This window comes from Phenylobacterium sp. LjRoot97 (assembly GCF_964254345.1).
Lineage (GTDB): Bacteria > Pseudomonadota > Alphaproteobacteria > Caulobacterales > Caulobacteraceae > Phenylobacterium.
Genome location: NZ_CAXUTH020000001.1, coordinates 2,011,188 through 2,034,592 on the forward strand (window position 1 = coordinate 2,011,188; position 23,405 = coordinate 2,034,592).

A 23,405-nucleotide genomic window follows, 5' to 3' on the forward strand; every position below is an offset into this window, starting at 1 on the left:
GCAGATGCTCGATTTCATCCTCACCGCCCTGACCTTCGTCGTTCCCTTCGTGCTGGTCCTGGGGCTCGTGGTCACGATCCACGAGCTCGGCCACTTCCTGGCCGCCAAGATGTTCGGCGTGGCCATCGACCGTTTCTCCATCGGCTTCGGCAAGGCGATCGCCTCATGGACCGACAAGTGCGGCGTCGAGTGGCGCGTGGGCTGGATTCCGCTGGGCGGCTATGTCCGCTTCACCGGCGATGAGAACGCTTCGAGCGTGCCGGATTCCGAAGATCTCGACACCATGCGACGCACGATCGAGCGGCGCGAGGGACACGAGGCGGTCGCCCGCTACTTCCACTTCAAGCCGCTGTGGCAGCGCGCGATCGTCGTCGCCGCAGGCCCGATCGCCAACTTTGTGCTGGCTGTCGCGCTGTTCGCCTCACTGCTGATGGCGTTCGGCCAGTACGTGCTGCCGGCCAAGATCGCGTCGGTTCAACCGGGCAGCCCTGCCGAGCAGGCTGGCTTCCGGCCGGGTGACTTGATCATCGAGGCCGACGGCCGCCGTATCCGCGGCTTCGACGAGGTCGCCGAAATCGTTCAGGTCCGCGCCAACGTTCCGACCGCATTCGTGGTCGAGCGGTCGGGAAGCGAGCTGACCATCGAGGCGACGCCGCGCTGGGTGGAGCGGACCGACTCGGTGGCCGGCACCCGCCGCCAAGGCATGCTGGGCCTGGTTCCGGCCCAGACCCGCGACGACTTCGAGCACGTCCGTTACAACCCGGTCGAGGCGGTCGCGGGCGGCGTGCAGCGCACGTGGCGCACGCTCGAGACCACTGTCTATTACCTGGGCCGCATGGTGACGGGCCAGGTTTCGCCCGACCAGCTCAGCGGCCCTCTCGGAATCGCCCGAATCTCCGGCAAGGTTGCGCAGGCCGGAGCCGAAGGCGCGCCTGATGTCGGGGGAATGATCCTCGGCAGCAGCGTCAATCTGCTCCAGCTGGCTGCGTTCGTTTCGGTGAGCATCGGCTTCATGAACCTGCTGCCGATCCCTGTGCTGGATGGGGGACACCTGCTGTTCTACGCCTACGAGGCGGTGGCGCGGCGTCCGCTGGCGGCGCGGGTCCAGGCGGCGGGCTACCGGGTGGGGCTTGCGCTGCTGTTGGGATTGATGTTGTTCGCCACCTGGAACGATCTGCAGCAACTGCGTGTGTTCAAAATCCTCGGCGGCGTTTTCTCCTGAAACCCGCGCTTTTCCATTGACGGCTGATACGATGCAAAGACCCCGCGCTAGCCGCGCCGCGCTCGCCTCCGGCCTTGCCTTGCTGATGGGCTCGACGGCGATCGTCATCCCCAGCGCCGTGCTGGCCCAGGAACAGGCGACGCCGCCTCAGCCGCAGCCTGCGCCGGAGGACGCCGGTCAGCAGTCCGGCGTCGTTCAGCGCATCATCGTGCGCGGCAACGAGCGGATCGAGCAGTCGACCGTGCTGTCCTATCTGCCGATCCAGCCGGGCGAGGTCCTCGATCCCGCCAAGGCCGACCTGGCGCTGAAGACCCTGTTCCGCACCGACCTGTTCGCCGACGTGAAGATCGAGCTGCAAGGCTCGGACATGATCGTGACGGTCGTCGAGAACCCGATCATCAACAAGGTGGTGTTCGAGGGGAACTCGGGTCTCAAGGAAGACAAGCTGCGCGACGAGGTGACCGTGCGCCCGCGCGGGATCTTCACCCGCGCCAAGGTGCAGCAGGACGTCCAGCGCATCGTCGAGCTCTATCGCCGTTCTGGCCGCATCTCCGCGACCGTGACGCCGAAGATCGTCGAACTGCCGCAAAAGCGCGTCGACCTGATCTTCGAGATCAACGAAGGCCCCAAGAGCGGCGTGCTTCGGGTCAACTTCCTGGGCAATAGCGAGTTCTCGGACAACGACCTGCGCGACGTCGTCGTGACCGAGCAGTCGAGCTGGTACAAGTTCTTCTCGAACAACGCCAACTACGACCCCGACCGCCTGGAGTACGACAAGGAGCAACTGCGCAAGCACTACCGCAACCGCGGCTTCTATGACTTCCGCGTCGTCTCGGCGATCGCCGAGCTGGCGCCCGACAAGAACGGCTTCGTCGTCACCTACACCCTCGACGAAGGCAAAGAGTACCGGTTCGGCAAGGTCACGGTCGAAACCGAGCTGCAGAAGCTCGACAAGAACGTCCTGCAGCAGCTGGTGCCGATCCGCTCAGGCGAGATCTACCAGGACGAAAAGATCGAAGCGGCGACCGACTCGCTGACCTTCGCGGCCGGCGCCGCCGGCTTCGCGGCGGTGGACGTGCGTCCGCGCTACACCCCGAACCGCGAGACCGGCCTGGTCGACGTGGTGTTCCAGGTCCGCGAAGGCCCGCGCGTGTACGTCGAACGCATCGACGTCACCGGCAACACCCGCACGCTGGACTACGTCATCCGCCGGGAAATGAACCTGGTCGAAGGCGACGCCTACAACCGCGCCCTGGTCGATCGCTCGCGCAACAACATCCGCGCGCTCGGCTTCTTCAAGGACGTGACCATCGACGAGACGCCGGGCACGGCGCCCGACCGCACCCGTCTGGCCGTGAAGGTCGAAGAGCAGCCGACGGGGGAACTGTCGTTCAGCGCCGGCTATTCGTCGGTCGACCAGCTGATCCTCGACCTCGGCGTTACCGAGCGGAACTTCCGCGGCCGCGGCCAGAGCCTGCGCGCCCGGGTGTCCGTCGGCTCGCTGCGTCAGCAGATCGACTTCGGCTTCACCGAGCCGCGGTTCCTGGGCCGCGACCTGGGCGCCGGCGTCGACCTCTATTCGTACCGCTACGACCTGACGGAGTACTCGGCCTATAAGACTGTGACCGTCGGCGGCAACATCCGGATGGCGTTCCCGCTGACGCTGAACTCGCGGATGTCGACGCGCTACACGCTGCGTCAGGAAGACGTCCAGATCGACGACGCCTACTGCGATCCGACCGCGCCGCTGGTCTCGCTCTCGCTCTGCGCCCAGCGCGGCAAGTACCTGACGTCGCTGATCGGCTACACCTACCTCTACGATCGCCGGAACGACCCGATCAATCCGACCCGCGGCTTCCGGTTCGACGTCAGCCAGGATCTGGCCGGCATCGGCGGCGACGTGAACTACATCAGCACCGAAGTGACCGGCGGCTGGTACTACGGCTTCAACAAGGACTTCATCCTGAGCCTGACCGGGCAGGGCGGCTACATCGCCGGCTGGAACGGCGACACGGTTCGGGTCAACAGCCGCTTCTACAAGGGCGGCAACAGCTTCCGCGGCTTCGAGACCGCCGGCATCGGTCCGCGCGACACGAACTTCGGGCGCTCCGACGCGCTCGGCGGCCGCGCCTACGCCATCGGTTCGGCCGAGCTGACCATCCCGACGGGGCTGCCCGAGCAGTATGGCATCAAGGCCGCGCTGTTCACCGACGTCGGCACGCTCGGCCTGCTGGACGACAAGGACAAGCTGAGGGCCGACGGCACCGTCGACCCGCTGATCTATGACGACATGTCGCTGCGCGCGACGGCCGGTCTGTCGGTGTTCTGGCGCTCGCCGATGGGCCCGATCCGATTCGACTTCAGCCAAGTTTTGGCCAAAGAAGACTACGACAAGACCGAAACGTTCCGGTTCTCCACCTCAACCAGGTTCTAGATTCTCCACATGACGATCAAAGCCCTTGTCGCGGCGACCTGTGTCGCCGCCATCACTGCTTCGGCTTCCAGCGCGGCCTTCGCGCAAGCGGCCGCCCCGGCGGCGCCCGCGGTGACCCACGGCCCGGCGCTGCCCGGCGTCTGCACCGTCTCGGTGGAAGGGGCGATCGCGACCTCGACCGTCGGGAAGTACGTTCAGACCCGCCTGCAGCAGATCGCGACCCAGGTCGAAGCCGAGCTGAAGGCCGAGCAGACCGCGATCCAGAACGAGGCCAAGACGCTGGAAGGCCAGCGCGCCACGCTCGACCAGAACACGTTCGAGACCCGCGCGGCCGCCCTGCAGGTCAAGGCCAACGCCTATCAGCGCAAGGAACAGCAGCGCGGCCGTGAGCTGCAGGCGACGCAGCAGAAGGCCCTGGGCCGCGTGTACCAAGAGCTGACCCCGATCGTCAGCCAAGTGTACCAGCAGAACAAGTGCAGCTTGCTGATCAACCGCGAAAGCGTCGTGCTGTCGAACCCGTCGATGGACATCAGCCAGCCGGTCGTCACCGCGCTGAACGCGAAGATCACCCAGTTCACCTTCGACCGTGAACGTCTCGACCAGGCCGCTGCTCCGACCGCGGCGACCAAGTAGGGCGCGACTCGCGATAAAGGCGGGTCGAGCTGAGGATTTCCATGCCCGACCCCCGATTCTTTGAAGACCTTGGCCCCGTCACGCTCGCCGAACTGGCCAGCCTGACGGGCGCCGAACTCTCCGACGCCGCTCAGGGCCAAGTTCAGGTCCGCGGCGTCGCCGTCCTGGCCAGCGCCCAGCCGGACACCGTCACCTTCCTGACCGACAAGAAGTATGCGGCCGACCTCGCCGCGGCGAAGGCTGCGGCGGTGTTCGTCACCCCGCGCGACAGGGACCTAGCTCCGCAAGGATGCGTGGCGCTCGTCACGCCGACGCCTCAGGCCGCCTACGCGGCGGCGGCGACCCGGTTGCATCGGGCCCGCCGCTACGCCGGCCCGGACCTGATCGCCGCCGACGCGGTGCTTGAGGAAGACGTGCATCTGGCGCCCGGCGTGGTGGTGGGACCGGGCGCGCGGATCGGCGCGCGCACCGAGATCGGCGCCAACACCGTCATCGGTCCGGGCGTCGCCATCGGGCGCGACTGCGTGATCGGCGCCAATGTCACCCTGGGGTTCGCGCTGCTCGGCGATCGGGTCCGCATCCTGGCTGGCGCGCGCATCGGCGAGCCCGGTTTCGGGGCGGCCGGAGGCGCCACCGGGGTCGTCGACATTCCTCAGCTGGGCCGGGTCATCCTGCAGGACGGCGTGACCATCGGCGCCAACACCTGCATCGACCGTGGCGCGTTCGACGACACGGCGATCGGCGAGAACACCAAGATCGACAACCTGGTGCAGATCGCCCACAACGTGCGTGTGGGACGGAACTGCGTCATGGCTGCGCACACCGGCATCTCGGGCAGCGTCGTGATCGGCGACGGGGCGGCCTTCGGCGGCCGCGCAGGAGTGGCCGACCACGTGAACATCGGCGACGGCGCCCAGGTGGCCGCCGCGGCCGGCGTGTTCCGGGACATTCCGGCCGGCGAAACCTGGGGCGGGGTCCCCGGACAACCCATTCGACGCTGGATGCGGGAGGTGGCTTGGCTGTCGCGCTCCGCCAACCGCAAGGGGACCGACAAATGAGCAACGACGCGGCGACAGCCGAGGTCTCGATCGACATCGCGGAGATCATGGAGCGGATCCCGCATCGCTATCCGTTCCTGCTGGTCGATCGCGCCGAAGAGTATCGGCCCAATGAGTCGATCGTCGGCATCAAGTGCGTGACCATCAACGAGCCGTTCTTCCAAGGCCACTTCCCGGACTATGCGGTGATGCCCGGCGTGCTGATCGTCGAGGCGATGGCCCAGACCGGCGCGGTTTTGATGTCGAAGACGCTGAACGTCGATCGCGCCGGCAAGACCATTCTGTTCACCTCGGTCGACAACTGCCGTTTCCGGCAGCCGGTGCGGCCGGGCGATGTGCTGCGCATGCACGTCAAGGTGCTGCGCGCCCGCGGGGGGCTCTTCAAGTTCGAAGGCAAGGCCATGGTCGGCGACAAGACCGCTGCTGAAGCGGAGTTCGCGGCCATGCTGGTGGAGACCCCATGAGCACCGACGTCCATCCCAGCTCCGTCGTCCACCCCAAGGCCCAGTTGGCCGACGGGGTCGTGATCGGCCCGTTCTGCACCGTGGGCCCCGATGTGAAGATCGGGGCGGGCACGAAACTCTTCTCGCATGTCGTCGTCGACGGCGTGACTTCGCTGGGCGAGGGCAACACGGTCTACCCGTTCGCCATGCTGGGCGGGCCGCCGCAGCACACCGCCTACAAGGGCGAACCGACCCAGCTGGTCATCGGCGATCGCAACATCATCCGCGAGCACGCGACGATGAACACGGGCACCGTCGGCGGCGGTGGGATGACCAAGGTCGGCTCCGACGGCTTCTACATGATCGAAAGCCACGTCGGACATGACTGCATCGTCGGCGACCAGGTGATCCTGACCAAGCAGGCGACCCTGGGCGGGCACTGCGACATCGCCGACTTCGTGATCGTCGGTGGTCTGGCTGCGGTGCACCAGCGCACCCGCGTCGGGCGGCACGCCATGGTCGGCGGCCTGGCGGCCGTCGTGAAGGACGTCATCCCCTACGGTTCGGTGTGGGGCAACCACGCCCACCTCGAGGGCCTGAACCTGCTGGGCCTGAAGCGCCGCGGTTTCAGCCGCGAGACGATCAACACCATGCGCGCGGCCTATCGCATGCTGTTCGCCGATGAAGGCACCTTCCAGGAACGGCTCGACGACACGGTGGAGACCTATTCCGGCTCCCCCGAGGTCATGGAGATCGTCGACTTCATCCGCGCCGACGCCAGCCGGCCGCTCTGCCTCCCGGAGCGGGAGGTCTAGTACGTGCAGAAGCTCGGGCTGATTGCGGGCGGCGGGAACCTGCCGGTCGAGATCGCACAGTACTGCGAACGCGCCGGACGCCCGTTCTTCATCGTCCGTCTCAAGGGGTTCGCCGGCGAGGAGATCGCCCGGTTCCCAGGAGAGGACATCGGCATCGCCGAGCTCGGCAAGTGCTTCAAGGCGTTGAAGCGCGCCGGCTGCAAGGCGGTGACGCTGGTCGGCACCGTCGATCGGCCCGACTTCAAGTCGCTGACCCCGGACCTGCGCGGGCTCATGGCTCTGCCCGGCGTGATCGCCGCGGCGCGCCAGGGCGACGACGCGCTGCTGCGCCAGTTGCTCGGCGAGTTCGAGAAGGAAGGCTTCGTCGTCGAAGGCGCGCACGAGGTGATGGGCGACCTGACGCTCTCGGCCGGTCCTCTGGGCGCGGTCACGCCCAGCGACGAGCAGATGGCCGATGTCCAACATGCGTTGCGGGTGGCGCGGGCCATCGGCCAACTGGACGTGGGGCAGGGCGCCGTCGTCTGCGACGGCTTGGTGCTGGCCGTCGAGGCGCAGGAAGGCACCGACGCGATGCTGCGCCGGGTCGCCGAACTGCCGCGCAACATCCGCGGAACGGCGGACGCGCCGCGCGGCGTGCTGGCCAAGGCGCCCAAGCCGATCCAGGAGACTCGCATCGATCTGCCGACCATCGGCCTCAACACCATCCAGCGGGCGGCCCAGGCGGGCCTGGCCGGCGTGGCGGGCGAGGTCGGGCGGCTATTGGTGCTCGACCGCGAGGCGGTGATCGCCCTGGCCGACGAACTCGGCATCTTCGTGGTGGGGGTCGAACCCTCCAGCGCGCCGTGAGCAAGCCGCTGTGCGTCATGCTGGTCGCGGCGGAAGCCTCGGGCGACGACCGCGGCGCGGGCCTGGCGCGGGCGCTGCGTGCGCGGCTGGGCGACGGCGTCCGCTTCGTCGGGGTCGGCGGGGCGAAGATGGCGGCCGAGGGCGTGCAGAGCCCGTTCGACATCGCGCAGCTGTCGATCCTGGGGCTGCTGGAGGGCCTGCTGGCCTATCGCAAGGTCGTGGCGCGGGTCGAGGACACCGTCGCCCTGGCCAAGCGCGAGAAGCCCGATGTGGTGGTCCTGATCGACTCCTGGGGCTTCACGCTGCGGGTGGCGCAGCAACTTCGCAAGCTCGACCCGAAACTGCCGCTCATCAAATACGTCGCGCCCCAGGTTTGGGCGACGCGTCCGGGCCGGGCCAAGACCCTGGCGGCGACCGTCGACCATCTGCTGTCGATCCATGTGTTCGACGCGCCGTATTTCGAGGCCGAGGGCCTGCCGGTGACGTTCGTCGGCAACTCGGCGCTGACGCTCGACTTTTCGCAGGCTGACGGCGGCCGGCTGCGGAGCCGACTGGGCGTCGCGCCCGACGCGCCGGTGCTGCTGGTGCTGCCGGGCAGCCGGCCGGGGGAGATCAGCCGCGTGCTGCCGCCCTTCGCCGATGCGGTGGCGATCCTCAAGGCCGCGCGCCCCGACCTGCAGGTGATCATCCCGGCCGCGCCGACGGTCGCGGCGACGGTCAAGGAGCAGGCCTCCGGCTGGGCTCACGTCGTCGAGGGCGAAGGCGCGAAGCTCGACGCCATGAAGGCCGCGACCGTGGCGCTGGCCTGTTCGGGCACGGTCACGACCGAGCTGGCCCTGGCCGGCGTGCCGATCGTCGTCGGCTACCGGCTGGGCGCGATGACCCATACGATCCTCAAGCGGCTGATCCGCACGCCCTACATCACGCTGTTCAACATCGCGGCGAAGGACTTCGTCGCGCCTGAACTGGTGCAGGACGACTGCAACGGGCCGGCGCTCGCCCGTGAGGTCGCGATGCGCCTCGACGATCCGGCGCTGCGCGAGCGGCAGACCGCGGCCCAGACCGCGGCCCTGCAGAAGATGGGGCGCGGCGGGGCCGACCCGTCAGACGTGGCGGCCGACGCCGTTCTGGAAGTGCTCGGGTCGCGAGCGTAGCGGCGCGGCGTCCAGCACGTACTGCTGGATCTCGGGAGCCGCCGCGCAGACGTGCAGCTCCGACCAGGTGGGATTGACCGGCCCCAGCCCCAACTTGCGCAAGGCCGGCATGAAGCGGTCTTCCAGGTAGTCCTTGAGGTCTTCCTCGTTGTCCCAGATGTCGACCGTGTGCGCGCCGGCCTCGTCGAACGAGGCGATGTGCAGCAGGCATCCGACGGGCGGATTGTGATCCCAATCGATCTCGGCGCGGACCTGCTCGTACATGTCGCGGGTGATCTGCGGTTCGTTCAGCTTCGCCATGAACGCCATGGGCGTGCTCCTCATGCGGGTTGGCGGAGCAAACCCTACGAGCATGAGCAATCGCCGCAACCTAGGCGTATACCTAGGCGCCAAACAAAAGCCCCGCCCGGCGAACCGGACGGGGCTGATGTCTTGGATGTCGATCGAGCTTAGCGCTTGTCGACCGCGACGTAGTCGCGCGGGCCAGCGCCCGTGTAGATCTGGCGCGGACGGCCGATCTTCTGCGAGGGATCCTCGATCATTTCCTTCCACTGGCTGATCCAGCCCACGGTGCGGGCCAGGGCGAACAGCACGGTGAACATCTCCGGCGGGAAGCCGAGGGCGCGCAGGGTGATGCCCGAGTAGAAGTCGACGTTCGGGTAGAGCTTGCGTTCGATGAAGTACGGATCGCTCAGGGCGACCTTTTCCAGCTCCATCGCGACCTTCAGCAGCGGGTCATCCCCGTGGCCGACTTCGGCGAGCACTTCGTGGCAGGTCTTCTGCATCACGGTCGCGCGCGGGTCGTAGTTCTTATAGACGCGGTGACCGAAGCCCATCAGGCGATAGCGACGGTCCTTCACGCCCTGGACGTACTCGGGGATGTTCTCCACCGAGCCGATCTCCTTGAGCATGTTCAGCGCTTCTTCGTTCGCGCCGCCGTGGCTCGGGCCCCAAAGGCAGGCGATGCCGGCCGCGATGCAGGCGAACGGATTGGCGCCCGACGAACCGGCCAGGCGGACGGTCGAGGTCGAGGCGTTCTGCTCGTGGTCCGCATGCAGGATGAAGATGCGGTCCATGGCGCGGGTCAGCACCGGATTCGGCTTCCAGTCCTCGGCCGGGACCGAGAAGCACATGCGCAGGAAGTTCTCCGAGTAGGACAGGTCGTTGCGCGGATGCACAAACGGCTGGCCCTTGAAGTACTTGAAGGCGCGCGCGGCGATCGTCGGCATCTTGGCGATGAGCCGATGCGACGAGATCATCCGCTGTTCCGGATCATCGATGTTGGTGCTGTCGTGATAGAAGGCCGACAGAGCGCCGACGGCGCCGACCATGATGGCCATCGGGTGGGCGTCGCGACGGAAGCCCATGAAGAACCTATCGAACTGCTCGTGCAGCATCGTGTGATAGGTGATGTTGTGCTCGAAGGTCTCGAACTCCTTGGCGTTCGGCAGGTCGCCGTTCAGCAGGAGGTAGCAGACTTCGAGGAAGCTCGACTTCTCGGCCAGCTGATCGATCGGATAACCGCGATGCAGCAGAACGCCCTTGTCGCCATCGATGAAGGTGATCTTGCTTTCGCAGCTCGCCGTCGAGGTGAAGCCCGGGTCGTAAGTGAAGACGTCGGCCTCGGCGTAGAGTTTCCGAATGTCGACGACCGCGGGGCCGTCGGTGCCCTTGAGGATCGGCAGTTCGACCGACTTGCCGTCGAAACTCACCTTAGCCGTATCGCCCATGCCATTCCTTCCGTCTTGCAGGAGTTAAACACCCGTTTCAGGGTGCCTTATAGCGCCTTATGCGGAGTGTGAAAGCGCGTCGTCGAGGCGCCCCAAACTTTCCGGTTTCCCAAGGCTCACAAGGGCTCCGGCCAGATCAGGGGCCGGGGACCCTCCAGAGAGGACGCCACGTAAGGCTGGGCCGAACTTGCCCATCCCCACGCCCTCGGATTCGGCGAAGCCGCGAAGCGCCGCTTCGAGCGCCGGAACCGTCCAATCGGGTTGGCCGTCGAGGTGGTCGCGCAGGCGGCCCAGCCGCGCGCGGGTCTCGTCGGTCAGCAGGCCCTTGGCCTTTTCCGGAAGTTCCAGCGGACGGCGCTTGAGAGCAAAGACCGTCGCGTCGGCCAGTTCCGGCATCGTCTTGGCGCCGTCGCGCACCAGCGGCACGGTGCGCTCGATGATCGCCTCGTCGCCGTCGTGCAGCGGGAAGTCGCGGCTCTTGTGGATCCCGACGACCAGCTTGGCCAGCCGGGCCGGTTCGGCCTGGCGGATGTAGTGGTTGTTCAGGTGGTTGAGCTTGTCCCAGTCGAGGCGGGCGGGAGCGCCGACCACGTCCTTGACGTCGAACCAGCTGATCGCCTGCTCGTCGGAGAAGATCTCGTCGTCACCATGGCCCCAGCCCAGCTTGGCCAGGTAGTTGCGCATGGCTTCGGGCAGATAGCCCATGTCGTCGAATTCGCTGACGGCCTGCGCGCCGTGGCGCTTGGACAGCTTGGTTCCGTCCGGGCCGTGGATCAGCGGCAGGTGCGCCCAGACCGGAACCTCCCAGCCCATCGCCTGGTAGATCAGGGTCTGACGGGCGGCGTTGTTCAGGTGGTCGTCGCCGCGGATCACATGGGTGATGCCCATGTCATGGTCGTCGACCACGACGGCGAGGTTGTAGGTCGGCGTGCCGTCCGAGCGCAGCAGGATCAGATCATCCAGGGTCTTGTTCTGGAAAGTGACCTGGCCCTTAACCTCGTCGGCGATCACCGTCTCGCCTTCGAGGGGGCTCTTCAAGCGCACGACGTAGGGCTGGGCCTCATCGTAGTTGCCGGCGTCGGTGCGCTCGCGCCACGGCGAGCGGATCACCCGGCCCTCGGCGCGCGCGGCTTCGCGCTCGATCTCAAGTTCCTCAGGCGTCATGTAGCAGCGGTAGGCCCCGCCGCTGGCGAGCATCTCGGCCACGACTTCGCGGTGGCGATCGGCGCGGGCGAACTGGAACACCGGCTCGGCGTCGGGCTTCAGGCCCAGCCAGTCGAGGCCGTCGAAAATGACCTTCACGGCCGCGTCGGTCGAACGCTCGCGGTCGGTGTCCTCGATGCGCAGCAGGAACTGGCCGCCGGTGTGCTTTGCATAAAGCCAGTTGAAAAGCGCCGTCCGGGCCGTGCCAATGTGCATTGAGCCGGTTGGGGAGGGGGCGATCCGGGTGACGACGGGACGGTCGGACATCGAGATTGAAGCTATGTCTGCAGCAGGCGCGCCTGAAGTGCGCGCGGCGCCTCTTAACACGCCCTTTTCGCCACGTCCTAGCCTCCGCCGCATCGCAGCATGGTTTGTCGATCAAGCCTCCGTGCAACCGATCAGTCTCTGGACGCCTGTCGCGTTCGGCGCGGGGGCCGCAATCTATCTCGCGCTCCCGGGCGAACCGCTGGCGCTGACGGCCTATGGGCTGCTGGCTGCGGCCGCGATGATCTTGGCGGCGGTGTCGCGCCTGAGCCTTGCTCGGCCGGCGGTCGTGCTGCTCGTGTTGACGGCGTTCGCGCTGGGCGGTTTCGCCGCGGCCAAGCTTCGCACCCAAGCGGTTCGGGCACCGATCGCGCCAGCTGGGGGCGGCGTGCGGCTGATCGAGGGATTCGTCGTCGACGTGGCGAGCCCGGGGCAGGGCGGGCCGCGGCTGCTCATCGCCCCGATCAGGATCAGCGGCCTTGCGCCAGACGCCACGCCGATCCGGATTCGGGTGACCCTGCGCGACGATGACGTTCTGCCGGCGCCGGGTTCGGCGATCTCGCTGAAGGGCATGGTCAACGCGCCGCCGCCGCCCGCCAGCCCTGGGTCCTACGACTTCGCCCGCGATGCGTTCTTCGACGGCGTCGGCGGAGTCGGATTTGCGCTGACGCCGGTCCAGTCGATCCGGGCCGCGCCGCCGCCGTGGCGACTCGCCCTGGAGATGAAGGTCAACGCGCTCCGCTGGGCGCTGGCCCAGCGGATCGTCGAGGAGATGGGCGTCGAGAGCGGCGGGCTGGCGGCGGCGATGATCAGCGGCCACGAGGCCTTTATTCCAAAGGAGCAGGTCGAGGACCTGCGCGCATCGGGCCTGGCGCACATCATCTCGATCTCCGGCCTGCACATGGCCATCGTCGGCGGCTTCACCTTCGCGGCGGTGCGTCTGGGAATCGCGGCTTGGCCGTGGGCCGCGTTGCGCGTCTCGTCCAAGAAGGTCGCCGCGGCCGCCGGTCTGTCCACTGTCACGCTCTACCTGGTGATTTCCGGCGCTCCGGCGCCGGCCGAACGGGCCGCGATCACGGCCGGAGCGGCGTTCCTGGCGATTCTCGTCGATCGGCGGGCGATCAGCTTGCACACCCTGGCGATCGCAGCCCTGGTGATCCTGGCGCTGCAGCCGGAGGCGGTGGCCGCCCCCGGCTTTCAGATGTCGTTCGCCGCGACCGCCGCCCTCGTCGCGCTCGCCGAGGCCTGGCCAAGGCCGCCGAGCGAGATCAACACGCCTTGGCCGATCCGCGTGGCGCAGGCGCTCGGCGTCTGGACCGCCGCCAGCATCGGCGCGAGCTTCGTGGCGGGATTGGCGACCGGGCCGTTCGCCATGCAGCACTTCAACCGGGTCTCGACCTTTGGCCTGGTCGCCAACCTGCTGACCGCGCCGATCACCTCGTTCCTGATGATGCCGGCCCTGGCGATCGGGGCTGTGCTCGCGCCCTTGGGATTGGGCGGCCTCCCGCTGGCGGCGGCCGGCCTGGCCATCGACACCATGAACATGATCGCCTCTTGGGTGGCGGCGATGCCCGGCAGCCAGCGGATCTTCGCGAGCGCGCCGGCCTGGACCCTGCCGGCGGCGTTCGTCGGGGTGCTGTGGCTATGTTTGTGGAAGGGGCCGCTGCGCTGGCTGGGACTGCCGCTGGCGCTGGCCGTATGGCTCTGTCCGCGACCGCCCGCGCCCGACGCGTGGATCTCCGCTGATGGCTCGGCGGTCGCCGTCAGGCGCGGCGATGAGGCGGTGCTTCTGCGCCCGGACGCCAAGCTGTTCGCAGCCGAACTCTGGTCGCGCCGGCGGGGCCTGACGGTGGCGGACGCTGACGCCCGCGATGGAGGATATGACTGCGACCGCTGGTCCTGCGCGCCGCTGCAGTCGAGCCAGGATGCTCGCATCGCCGCGATCTTTACTCGCCGGGCCTCGACGATCGAAAAGAAGCTGCCGTTGTTCTGCCAGTGGGCGGAGATCGTCGTAATCCGCGGTCAGGCGGCGCCCTGTCCGAAGGCGCTCACTCTCACCGAAGCCGACTTCCAACGTGGCGGCTCGGCCGAACTCTATCGGACGGCCGATGGCTGGCGGATCGTCTGGGCGCAGGATCTGCGCGGTCAGCGGCCCTGGAGCCGCTGACGCTCGTCAGTGGTAGCGGCGGATCAGGCCGACGAGGCGGCCCTGCACCTGCACTTGGTCGGGACCGAAGATGCGGGTCTCGTAGGCCGGGTTCGAGGCTTCCAGGGCGATCGACGCGCCCTTCTTGCGCAGGCGCTTCAACGTCGCTTCCTCGCCCATGACCAGGGCGACGACGATGTCGCCGGAATTGGCGGTGTCGGTCTTGCGGATCACCACGTAGTCGCCGTCGAGGATGCCGGCGTTGATCATCGAGTCGCCGGCGATCTCGAGCACGAAGTGCTCGCCCGCACCGAGGATGGTCTCCGGAACCGGGATCCGGTCGCGCTCCTGCTGGATCGCCTCGATCGGCGTGCCGGCGGCGATGCGGCCCAGGATCGGCAGCTCGCGGGTGTCGTTGGCGATCGGCATGACCGGGGCGTCGCCGGCGCCTTCGACCAGTTGCGGCTTGAACGGCGCGCGGCCCTTGGGCGGGGCGGCCGTGGTCGCCTGCTGCGGCAGCTTGACGACTTCGAGCGCCCGGGCCCGGTGCGGCAGGCGGCGCAGGAAGCCGCGCTCCTCAAGCGCCGTGATCAGCCGGTGAATGCCTGACTTGGAGGCCAGGTCCAGCGCCTCCTTCATCTCGTCGAAGGACGGCGAGACCCCGGTTTCCTTGATCCGCTCATGGATAAACATGAGAAGTTCGTGTTGCTTACGGGTGAGCATGGCTGTCGAGCCCTTGAGAACAAAGCGCTAACGTCACGAATGTTCTCTAGGTGTTCTGGGTTAATGTCAAGTTACCGTGGAGCCTTTGAAAAGCTAGGCTTTTTCGGTCGCTTGAAGGGCCCGGGGCCCGACTCAGCCGAGCAGGGCGCGAGTGGCGGCGGTGACGTCGGCCTGCCGCATGAGGCTTTCGCCGACCAGCATCGCGCGCGCGCCGCAGCGTTCCAGGCGGGTGACGTCCAGCGGCGTGAAGATGCCGCTCTCGGTGACCAGCAGGGCGTTGCCTGGCGTGGCGTCGGCCAAGCGCTCGGTGATGGCCAGGTCGGTCTCGAAGGTGCGCAGATTGCGGTTGTTCACGCCGACCAGGGTCGCGCCGAGCTTGCCGGCACGGATAATCTCGTCCTCGTCGTGGACCTCGACCAGCGCGTCCATGCCCAGGCGGGCGGCTTCCGACATGAGGTCGGCGGCGAGGGCGTCGTCGACCATGGCCATGATCACCAGGATCGCGTCGGCGCCCAGGGCGCGGGCCTCGGCGACCTGCCACGGATCGACCAGGAATTCCTTGCGCAGGGCTGGCAGGGCGACGGCGTCGCGCGCAGCGGTCAGGAACGCGTCGGCGCCCTGGAAGCTGGGCCCGTCGGTCAGCACCGAGAGACAGGCCGCGCCGCCGGCCTCGTAGGCCTTGGCGAGGAGCGGCGGATCGAAGTCCTCGCGGATCAGGCCCTTGGACGGCGAAGCCTTCTTGATCTCGGCGATCAGCGCCAACTTGCCGGGCGCATGGGCGCGTTCGAGCGCGGCGCGGAAGCCGCGCGGCGCGGAGGCGGCCTGGGCGGCGGCTTCGAGGTCGGCCAGGGTCCGCTGGGCCTTCCGCTCGGCGACTTCCTCGCGCTTGTAGGCGGCGATCTTGTCGAGGATGTCGCTCATGCCGCGGTCACCTCGACCAGCTTGTCCAGAGCGGCCTTGGCGCGGCCGTCGTCGATGATCCGCCCGGCCAGTTCGACGCCTTCGCGCAGCGTCTCGACCTGTTCGCCGACCAGGAAGGCGGCGGCGGCGTTCAGCAGCACGATGTTGCGGTAGGCGCCCTGGGCGCCGTCCAGCAGTTCGCGCAGGGCGACGGCGTTGTGGGCCGGCGCGCCGCCGGTGAGGTCGGCCAGAGCCGAGCGCGGCAGGCCGACGGCTTCCGGGGTGATCGTGAACAGGCGCACCTGGCCGTCGCGATATTCGGCGACGCTGGTTTCGCCCGTGGTGGTCATCTCGTCGAGACCGCCGCCGTGCACGACCCAGGCCCGTTCAGCGCCGAGCGCGCCGAGCACGCGGGCCAGGGGCTCGACCCAGCGGTCGGCGAAGACGCCCATCACCTGGCGCTGGGCGTTGGCCGGATTGGTCAGCGGGCCGAGCAGGTTGAAGATGGTGCGGAAGCCGAGGTCGGTGCGGATCGGGGCCACGTGGCGCATGGCGCTGTGGTGGGCCGGCGCGAAGAAGAACGCGACATTGGCCTCGTCCAGCGCGCGCAGCTGCTGTTCGGCGCTGGCGGCCAGGTTGACGCCCAGCTCGGTCAGCACGTCAGCGGCGCCGGAACGCGAGGAGACCGCGCGGTTGCCGTGCTTGGCGATCTTCAGCCCGCCGCCGGCGCAGACGAAGGCGACGGCCGTGGAGACGTTCAGGGTGTGCAGGCCGTCGCCGCCGGTCCCGCAGACGTCCATCACCTGGAACGGATGGTCCAGGGTGACGGCGGCCTTGCGCATGGCGCGGGCGCAGGCGGTGATCTCGCCGGTCGTCTCGCCGCGCATGCGCATGGCGGTGACGGCCGCGGCGACCTGGGCCGGCGTCGGCTCGCCGCGCAGGCAGGCGGCGAAGAACTCGCCGGCGTCGTCTTCGGTCAGGGTCCCACCATCCGCGAGGCGGCCCAGGAGCGGCTTGAAGGCGTCTGACATGTCTTAGGCGTCGACCAGGGGCGGGACGCCCGCGAGCTTGAGGAAGTTGGCCAGCATGGCGTGGCCGCCTTCGGTGGCGATGGATTCGGGGTGGAACTGCACGCCGTGCACCGGCCTGGTCTTGTGCTGGAAGCCCATGACCTCGCCGTCTTCGGTCCAGGCGGTCACCTCCAGCACGTCCGGCATGGTCGAGGGCTCGACCGACAGACTGTGATAGCGGGTCGCGGTGACCGGGTTCGGCAGGCCCGCGAAGAGCCCCTTGCCGGTGTGCTCGATCTGGCTGGTCTTGCCGTGCATGATCGCCTTGGCGCGCACCACCTGGCCGCCGTAGGCCTGGCCGATCGACTGGTGGCCGAGGCAGACGCCCAGGATCGGCAGGTCGTCGGGCGCGGCGGCCAGCAGGTCCAGGCAGATGCCCGCCTCGTTGGGGGTGCAGGGGCCGGGCGAGAGCAGCACGCCTTGCGGCTTCAGGCCCAGGGCCTCGTCGACGCTCAGCGCGTCGTTGCGGTAGACGAGCGTCTCAGCCCCCAGCTCGTTCAGATAGTGAACGAGGTTGTAGGTGAAGCTGTCGTAGTTATCGATCACCAAGATCATAAGGGTTCTCTAGGCTCGGCCCGCCCCAACGCCAAGCCCCGATTGCCTGGGCCGCAGGTTGGCGGGATGCTGTGTCCATGACGCCTGCCGATTCCGCCCTCGACCCGGACCAGATGGCCTATGCGCGCAGCTTGCTGCGGGCCCCGGTCCAGCGCGAGCGGGCCTGGCCGGCCCTGGGCGCGGCGGCGTTCGCGGCCGTGGCGGCGCTGGCGCTCGCCGCGGCCATGATCACCGCCCCGCCCGTGACGACCACCCACGTGGTCGACCGCGCGGATTAGACGAAGCGCCAGGACTCCTCGGCGGCGCGGCGCAGGGCGCGGGCCTTGTGCAGGGTCTCGTCGTACTCGGCGTCGGGATCGGAGTCGACGACCACGCCGCCGCCGGCCTGGACGTACATCTGGCCGTCCTTGAAGCAGGCCGTGCGCAGCACGATGCAGGTGTCGACCGAGCCGTCGGCGCCGAAGTAGCCGACCGCGCCGGCATAGGCGATGCCGCGCTTTTCCAGCTCCAGCTCGTCGATGATCTCCATCGCCCGCACCTTCGGCGCGCCCGACAGGGTGCCGGCGGGCAGGGCGGCCATGACCACGTCGATCGGGTCCAGGCCCTCGGGGGCGTCGCCCTCGACGTTGGAGACCAGGTGCATGACGTGGCTGTAGCGCTCGACGAAGAACGAGTCGGTGACCCGCACCCGCGGTCCGCGCGCGACTTGCGGCGGCTCGTTGGCGCCCTGCGACTTCAGCATCGCCACGCGGCCGACGTCGTTGCGGCCGAGGTCGAGCAGCATCAGGTGCTCGGCGCGCTCCTTGGGGTCGGCGATCAGCTCGGCCTCGAGGGCGCGGTCTTCCTCGGGCGTCGCGCCGCGCGGGCGGGTGCCGGCGATCGGGCGGATGGTGATCTTGCCGTCGCGCAGCCGCACCAGGATTTCCGGGCTGGAGCCAGCCAGCTGGAAGTCGCCGAAGTTCAGGTAGAACAGGAACGGCGAGGGGTTCATGCGCCGCAGCGAGCGATAGAGCGCGAACGGGTCGTGCGCGAAGGGCGAGCGCAGCCGGTGGCTGGGCACGACCTGGAAGATGTCGCCGGCCAGGATGTAGTCCTTCGCCCGGGCGACGATGCGGTGATAGTCCTCGCGGCTCACCGGCGTGGTGAAGCGGTCGGGCTCGGGCTGGGCCGCGCCGGTCAGCGGCGGAGCGGCGCCCTTGAGGTCCGAGGCGACCTCGGCCAGCCGGGCCTTGGCATCGTCGTAGGCGGCCTTGGCGGTGATTTCCGACGGACGGACCGTGGTGACCAGGATGATCTCCTGGGCGATGGCGTCGAAGATCGCGACCATCGAGGGGCGGATCATCAGGCCGTCGGGCAGGTCCAGCGGATCGGGATTGATGTTCGGCAGCCGCTCGACCAGCCGGATCATGTCGTAGCCGATGGCCCCGAACACGCCGGCCGACATCGGCGGCAGGCCTTCGGGCAGGTCCAGCCGCGAGCGGGCGACGAGATCACGCAGCGAATCCAGCGCGCCGCCCGCCTGGGTCTGGAAGCGGCCGGCGGCGATGTCCGGGCCGACGGCGATCTCGGCCTGGTCGCCGCGGCACCTCCAGACGAGGTCGGGCTTCATGGCGATGACCGAGTAGCGGCCGCGATGCGCGCCGCCCTCGACCGACTCGAACAGGAAGGCATAGGGCCGACCGTGGGCGATCTTCAGATAGGCCGAGACCGGCGTTTCCAGATCGTCGATGAGCCGGGTCCAAACGACCTGCGGCGCGCCCTGAGAGTACTTGGTCTCAAAGTCCGCAAACGCAGGATCGATCGTCACTTCGCCTTCTCCGTCTTGGCCGCCGGTTCAGCGGCCTTTGGCGTTTCGATCGGCGCCAGGCCCAGGGCCGCGCGCGCCTTGTCCGGATAGACCTTGGCCTTCACCTCGGCGCGGGCCGCCTTGCGGGCGTCGGCGCCCAGGTCGCGGAACAGCGCCATGGTCAGCTGCGGACGGACGTCCTCGGTGATCCGGGCCAGGGTCGGGCCGCTCGGGGCGCGGATCGCCGTCAGCTTGCCGACGATCAGGCCGAACTGCGTGCCCTCGGCGGTGAAGACGTCGCCCTGCTTGCCAGCGAACGCCTTGCCGAGCGCGTCGCGCGACAGAGCGGTGTTCTGGGCCGCGTTCTGACGGTCGAGGTTGGTCACGTTGACCACCTTGGCGCCGGCCGAGGCGGCGACGGCGTCCAGGCTCTCGCCCTTGCGCACGCGGGCGGCCAGTTCGTCGGCGCGCGTCTGCATGTTCTTGACCAGCTCGCGCATCATCCAGAAGCGGGTGAGCTGCGGCTTGACCTCGGCCAGCGGCGGCAGCGCCTTGGGGATGACCCGCTCGACGCGGACGGCGAAGTACTGGCCTTCGCCGGCGTCCTGGACCTCGCTCTCGCCGCCGGCCGGCAGGCTGTAGGCGAGCTCGAGCATCTTCGGGGTCACGCCGGCGACCGGCTGGCCCTGCTGGCCCTGGCCCTGCTGGGTCACCGGACCGATGGTGAAGGTCGGCACGCCGGCCTTCTTGGCGGCCTCCACCAGATTGGCGCCGTCGGCGCGGGCGTCCTCATAGGCCTGGCTGAGCGCGTAGACCTTCTCGGCCGCGGCGTCCTTGCGGACCTCGGCCTCGATCTGCGGGCGAACCTGATCGATGGTCACGACCTGGCCGGGGGTGACCTTGGCCACTTTGACCACGGCCATGCCCAGGTCGCCCTGGATCACCGAGACCTGGCCGTCCTTCAGGGCGAAGGCGGCCGCGCCGACGCGCTTGTCGGCGACCGCCGACTGCGGCTTGTCGGCATAGGTAATGGCTTCGACGCCGGTCGACTTGGCGATGGCGGCGGGATCCTCGCCCTTGGTCAGGCGCGCGGCGATCGCCTGGGCGGCGGCGGCGTCCTTGGCCGGGATCTGGATGAGGGTGCGGGTCTCGGGGCGCGACAGCGTGTCCTTGCGGAAGTCGAAGCGCTTCTGGACCTCGGCCGGGTCGACCTTGACCTCTCCGACCTGGGCCGGGGTGAAGGCCACGACGGTCAGGACCCGGAATTCCGGCAGGGTCATGCGGTCGGCGTTTTCCTTCATGAAGGCCTGCAGTTGGGCGTCGGTCGGCTGGGCCGGCTGCGCGACGCTGCGCGGGTCGATCATGAAGTAGCCGACGTCGCGGGCTTCCATCTCGTAGATGGCGGTCAGCGCGCCGTAGGCCCGCGGCACGCGCAGGCCGTTCACCATTGCGGCGGCGGTGTGGGATTCAGCGATCTGGTCGCGCAGCAGGGTCTCGAAGCGGGCCGGGGTCAGGCCGTTCTCGTTCAGGCGCTGCTGGTAGAGCGCCTTGTCGAAGGCGCCGGACACCTGGTCGAAGAACGCGGGGATCTTGCGCAGCTCCGATTCCATCAGCCGGTCGGACGGGTGGATCCCGATCTTGCGCAGCATTTCGCCGAACGACTCGCGGGTGGCGATCTCGTCCATCAGCCGCCGGTCGAGGCCGGCCTCGACCGCTTCCTCGATGGTGATCGGGCGCTTGGTCTGCTCCTCGGCTCCCTTGCGGAAGTTGTCGAACTCGCGGCGGAAGTCATTGCCGGAGACGTGCCGAGAGCCGGCCTTCACGACATCGTTGGTGTAATTGCCCTGGAAGGCGTCGTTGACGCCGAAGATCGCGAAGCTGACGACCAGCAGGCCGATCAGCACGGCGGCGACCCAGGATTTGGCGAATTGTCGGGTGGCGGACAGCATTTGACCCTACCGGAGCCCCTTCGGCGCGAATGTGGAACGGCGGGTATAGTGGAGGCCGCTTCCCCCCCGCAAGCACGTGACAGAAGAAGCTGCATAGCTTAACGGCCCTGCGACCCACGAAATGCGAGGCAAGACATGACTTCTCCGACCCCTTTGATCGCCGGCAACTGGAAGATGAACGGGGTCGCCGCGTCGCTGGCCGAGGCCCAGGCGGTCGCCGCCGGGATCGAAAACAGCAAGGCGCGCGTGGCGATTTGTCCGCCTGCGACGCTGGTCGCGCGGGCGGCCGCGGCGCTGGAAGGCGGCAAGGTGCTGGTCGGCGGCCAGGACTGCCGCGCCGAAGCGGCGGGCGCCTTCACGGGCGACGTCGCGGCGGAAATGCTGGTCGATGCGGGCGCCAGCCTGGTGATCCTCGGTCACTCCGAGCGTCGCGCCGGCTACGGCGAGACCGACGACGTAGTCGCCGCCAAGGTGAGCGCGGCCCTGCGCGCGGGCCTGGAGCCGATCGTCTGCGTCGGCGAGACCCTGGCCGAACGCGAGGCGGGCGATGCGTTGAGCATCGTGACCGGGCAGGTGAGGGGATCGCTGCCGGCCGAGCTGGCCGGCAAGGGCTTCTGCGTCGCCTATGAGCCGGTCTGGGCGATCGGCACCGGCCTGACGCCGACCACCCCGCAGATCGAGGAGGTCCACGTCGCGATCCGCGCGACCCTGGTCGAGACCTTCGGCGAGCACGGCAAGAGCGTGGCCATTCTCTACGGCGGCTCGGTGAAGCCCTCGAACGCAGCCGAAATTCTCGGCGCGGCCGAGGTCGGCGGGGCGCTGGTCGGCGGCGCGTCGCTGAAGGCCCAGGATTTCCTTGGCATCATCAACGCCGTCTAGGGCCGCTCGGCGGGCGGGCCCTTCAGCTCGACGGTGTTGCCTTCGGGGTCCTGGATGTAGATCGAGGGCCCTTCGCCGTCGGCTCCGAAGCGCGGCGCGGTTTCGCCGATCTCGACGCCGTGGGCGGCGAGATGCGCGCGAATGGCGGCCTCGTCGAACGGCCGGACCACGAGCGCAAAGTGATCGAGATTGCGCCCGTCGGACCCCGGCGCCGGGCCGCCCTGGCGGCCCAGTTTGCCGTCGACGGTCACCAGATCGATGAGGGACGCGCCGACGCGCATGTGGGTCATGCCCAGGTCCGGGCGGTCCCATTCGACGGGACAGCCCAGCACGTCGCGATAGAAGGCGACCATCTTCTCCTTGTCGACGATGCGCAGGACGAGGTGGTCAAGACCGGTGGTGTGGATCGGATGGGTCATGCGACCCTAGTTAGGCCGGCCGCCGGCGGTTGCTAGAGCAACAGCCCGAACAGCCGGCAGTCGCGGTGCTCGCCGTCGCGCAGGACGTGGCCGCGCAGCAGCCCTTCCTCCTCGAAGCCGAGCTTCTCCAGCAAGGCGTCTGAGCGCAGGTTGCCAAGGTGCGTGCGGGCCGAGAGCCGCCGTAGTCCCATTGTCGCGGCGTGTCCGACGACCGAACGCATCGCCTCCACAGCAAAGCCCTGGCCCCAGGCGCCGCGCCCCAGCATGAAGCCGATCTCGGCGCGTTTATGCCAGCGGTCGATCTGGGAGAGATCGCAGGCGCCCAGGAACTCGTCGCCGCCGAGGGTGTGGATGGTCCAATGCACGGCCTTGCCGGTGTCGGCCTCGGCGACCTGGCCTTCGACGATGGCGCGGACGAGGTCGGGGTCGTCGACTTCCGGAATGTCCCAGTGCGCCATGACCTCGGGATCGTTGAGCAGCGGAAACAGCAGTTCGGCGTCCGGCGCCGTGAGCGGCCGCAGACTGAGACGTTCGGTTTCCAGAATCATGACCTTGTCCGAGCGATGCGACGCGCTAGCTATGGCCTTACGCGCTCCCTGGTGTTAGATCGCGCGCTTCATTTCGGAGCGGGGGACCGCCCGAAGTCATTGGATACGTCATGCTGCTCGGCATTCTGCTCACCATTCACGTCATCGTCTGCATCGCCCTGATCGCTGTGGTTCTGCTGCAACGGTCCGAGGGCGGCGCCCTGGGCATGGGCGGGGGCAACACCGGCTTCATGACGGCGCGCGGAGCCGGCGACCTGCTGACCCGCACCACTTGGATTCTCGGCGGCGTGTTCTTCGTGCTGAGCCTGACGCTGACCGTCCTGGCCGGCCAGGAGCGGGGCGCCTCGTCGGTCGTCGACCGTATCAAGGTGCAGGGCCTCGACCCGAACCAGCTGAACCAGCCGGCCGCTCCGCAACCGGCGGCTCCGACCGCGCCCAGCGACGCGCCCGCGCCGCTCACCGCGCCGACCCCGCAGGTCCGCAGCCCCTTTGAAGCGCCGGCCGCGCAAGCCCCGGCCGCGCCGCAGACCGCCCCCGCGGCGCCGTCGAACCCTTAAGCCCAGCATGATCGTGAGCCTGACAGAAAAGCCGCTTCGGCGGCTCGTTCGGCGTTTGTGCGCGCCGCTCC

23 protein-coding genes are annotated in these 23,405 nt (G+C 68.5%); 12 read left to right on the top strand and 11 right to left on the bottom strand.

The features are described 5' to 3' along the window. Positions 1–4: 4 nt before the first annotated feature. From rseP to lpxB, 8 genes are read left to right on the top strand one after another with little or no spacing between them, the layout of a single operon-like run. A complete protein-coding gene (rseP, locus tag ACSQ2H_RS10090) occupies positions 5–1,222 on the top strand; it encodes an RIP metalloprotease RseP (RefSeq protein ID WP_436061269.1) in 1,218 nt (405 codons plus the stop codon). A gap of 31 nt (positions 1,223–1,253) precedes the next feature. Further along, positions 1,254–3,656 carry an outer membrane protein assembly factor BamA gene (bamA, locus tag ACSQ2H_RS10095; protein ID WP_436061270.1) on the top strand — a complete coding sequence of 801 codons (2,403 nt, stop codon included), beginning with the start codon at positions 1,254–1,256 and terminating at the stop codon, positions 3,654–3,656. A 9-nt stretch (positions 3,657–3,665) separates the two neighbouring features. After that, positions 3,666–4,289: an OmpH family outer membrane protein gene (locus tag ACSQ2H_RS10100; RefSeq protein ID WP_436061271.1), complete on the top strand. Its 624-nt coding sequence runs from the start codon at positions 3,666–3,668 to the stop codon at positions 4,287–4,289. Positions 4,290–4,330: 41 nt separating this feature from the next. Beyond that, complete coding sequence (gene lpxD / locus ACSQ2H_RS10105) at positions 4,331–5,347, top strand: UDP-3-O-(3-hydroxymyristoyl)glucosamine N-acyltransferase (protein ID WP_436061272.1); 1,017 nt, start codon at positions 4,331–4,333, stop codon at positions 5,345–5,347. Next, a complete protein-coding gene (gene fabZ / locus ACSQ2H_RS10110; RefSeq protein ID WP_436061273.1) occupies positions 5,344–5,811 on the top strand; it encodes a 3-hydroxyacyl-ACP dehydratase FabZ in 468 nt (155 codons plus the stop codon). Before lpxD ends, fabZ begins: the two co-directional genes overlap by 4 nt. Continuing rightward, positions 5,808–6,605: an acyl-ACP--UDP-N-acetylglucosamine O-acyltransferase gene (lpxA, locus tag ACSQ2H_RS10115; protein ID WP_436061274.1), complete on the top strand. Its 798-nt coding sequence runs from the start codon at positions 5,808–5,810 to the stop codon at positions 6,603–6,605. The genes fabZ and lpxA overlap by 4 nt, the downstream gene beginning before the upstream one ends. Positions 6,606–6,608: 3 nt before the next feature. Beyond that, positions 6,609–7,451, top strand: a complete 843-nt coding sequence (gene lpxI, locus ACSQ2H_RS10120) for a UDP-2,3-diacylglucosamine diphosphatase (RefSeq protein WP_436061275.1) — start codon at positions 6,609–6,611, stop codon at positions 7,449–7,451. Beyond that, positions 7,448–8,605, top strand: a complete 1,158-nt coding sequence (gene lpxB, locus ACSQ2H_RS10125) for a lipid-A-disaccharide synthase (protein ID WP_436061276.1) — start codon at positions 7,448–7,450, stop codon at positions 8,603–8,605. The genes lpxI and lpxB overlap by 4 nt, the downstream gene beginning before the upstream one ends. Here the strand turns inward: lpxB and ACSQ2H_RS10130 are convergent. From ACSQ2H_RS10130 to gltX, 3 genes are all read right to left on the bottom strand, one after another. Continuing rightward, positions 8,555–8,914: a hypothetical protein gene (locus ACSQ2H_RS10130; RefSeq protein WP_436061277.1), complete on the bottom strand. Its 360-nt coding sequence runs from the start codon at positions 8,912–8,914 to the stop codon at positions 8,555–8,557. The two genes, lpxB and ACSQ2H_RS10130, sit on opposite strands and share 51 nt — an antisense overlap. 140 nt (positions 8,915–9,054) lie before the next feature. Continuing rightward, the gene (gene gltA / locus ACSQ2H_RS10135) at positions 9,055–10,335 is read right to left on the bottom strand and encodes a citrate synthase (protein ID WP_436061278.1); all 1,281 of its coding nucleotides are present in this window, start codon (positions 10,333–10,335) and stop codon (positions 9,055–9,057) included. Between the two features lie 57 nt (positions 10,336–10,392). Continuing rightward, positions 10,393–11,805, bottom strand: coding sequence for a glutamate--tRNA ligase (gene gltX / locus ACSQ2H_RS10140; protein WP_436061279.1), 1,413 nt, complete (start codon positions 11,803–11,805; stop codon positions 10,393–10,395). Between the two features lie 121 nt (positions 11,806–11,926). Here gltX and ACSQ2H_RS10145 point away from each other — a divergent pair, with 121 nt between their 5' ends. Then, on the top strand, positions 11,927–13,969 hold the full coding sequence (locus tag ACSQ2H_RS10145; protein ID WP_436061280.1) for a ComEC/Rec2 family competence protein: 2,043 nt from the start codon (positions 11,927–11,929) through the stop codon (positions 13,967–13,969). 6 nt (positions 13,970–13,975) lie between these two features. Here the strand turns inward: ACSQ2H_RS10145 and lexA are convergent, their stop codons facing one another. From lexA to ACSQ2H_RS10165, 4 genes are all read right to left on the bottom strand, one after another. Beyond that, a complete protein-coding gene (gene lexA / locus ACSQ2H_RS10150) occupies positions 13,976–14,671 on the bottom strand; it encodes a transcriptional repressor LexA (protein WP_436061281.1) in 696 nt (231 codons plus the stop codon). A 132-nt stretch (positions 14,672–14,803) separates the two neighbouring features. Continuing rightward, entirely contained in the window at positions 14,804–15,592 is a 789-nt protein-coding gene (trpC, locus tag ACSQ2H_RS10155; RefSeq protein WP_436061282.1) for an indole-3-glycerol phosphate synthase TrpC, read from the bottom strand. Beyond that, positions 15,589–16,602, bottom strand: coding sequence for an anthranilate phosphoribosyltransferase (trpD, locus tag ACSQ2H_RS10160; protein ID WP_436061283.1), 1,014 nt, complete (start codon positions 16,600–16,602; stop codon positions 15,589–15,591). The genes trpC and trpD overlap by 4 nt, the downstream gene beginning before the upstream one ends. Positions 16,603–16,605: 3 nt before the next feature. Then, complete coding sequence (locus ACSQ2H_RS10165) at positions 16,606–17,196, bottom strand: anthranilate synthase component II (protein ID WP_436061284.1); 591 nt, start codon at positions 17,194–17,196, stop codon at positions 16,606–16,608. 77 nt (positions 17,197–17,273) lie between these two features. Between ACSQ2H_RS10165 and ACSQ2H_RS10170 the strand changes: the two genes are divergently transcribed. Beyond that, complete coding sequence (locus ACSQ2H_RS10170; RefSeq protein ID WP_267230047.1) at positions 17,274–17,474, top strand: hypothetical protein; 201 nt, start codon at positions 17,274–17,276, stop codon at positions 17,472–17,474. Here the strand turns inward: ACSQ2H_RS10170 and trpE are convergent. After that, entirely contained in the window at positions 17,471–19,003 is a 1,533-nt protein-coding gene (gene trpE, locus ACSQ2H_RS10175; protein WP_436061285.1) for an anthranilate synthase component I, read from the bottom strand. The two genes, ACSQ2H_RS10170 and trpE, sit on opposite strands and share 4 nt — an antisense overlap. Continuing rightward, the gene (locus ACSQ2H_RS10180) at positions 19,000–20,931 is read right to left on the bottom strand and encodes a peptidyl-prolyl cis-trans isomerase (RefSeq protein WP_436061286.1); all 1,932 of its coding nucleotides are present in this window, start codon (positions 20,929–20,931) and stop codon (positions 19,000–19,002) included. Before ACSQ2H_RS10180 ends, trpE begins: the two co-directional genes overlap by 4 nt. A gap of 135 nt (positions 20,932–21,066) precedes the next feature. On the opposite strand from ACSQ2H_RS10180, the gene tpiA reads away from it, so the two are divergent. Then, the gene (gene tpiA / locus ACSQ2H_RS10185) at positions 21,067–21,810 is read left to right on the top strand and encodes a triose-phosphate isomerase (protein WP_436061287.1); all 744 of its coding nucleotides are present in this window, start codon (positions 21,067–21,069) and stop codon (positions 21,808–21,810) included. Here tpiA and ACSQ2H_RS10190 read toward each other — a convergent pair. Together ACSQ2H_RS10190 and ACSQ2H_RS10195 are read right to left on the bottom strand one after the other, a co-directional pair. Further along, on the bottom strand, positions 21,807–22,229 hold the full coding sequence (locus tag ACSQ2H_RS10190) for a VOC family protein (protein ID WP_436061288.1): 423 nt from the start codon (positions 22,227–22,229) through the stop codon (positions 21,807–21,809). The genes tpiA and ACSQ2H_RS10190 overlap by 4 nt on opposite strands. 32 nt (positions 22,230–22,261) lie before the next feature. Further along, complete coding sequence (locus tag ACSQ2H_RS10195) at positions 22,262–22,777, bottom strand: GNAT family N-acetyltransferase (RefSeq protein WP_436061289.1); 516 nt, start codon at positions 22,775–22,777, stop codon at positions 22,262–22,264. 110 nt (positions 22,778–22,887) lie between these two features. Here ACSQ2H_RS10195 and secG point away from each other — a divergent pair, with 110 nt between their 5' ends. Then, entirely contained in the window at positions 22,888–23,334 is a 447-nt protein-coding gene (secG, locus tag ACSQ2H_RS10200; RefSeq protein ID WP_436061290.1) for a preprotein translocase subunit SecG, read from the top strand. The last annotated feature ends 71 nt before the right edge of the window (positions 23,335–23,405 follow it).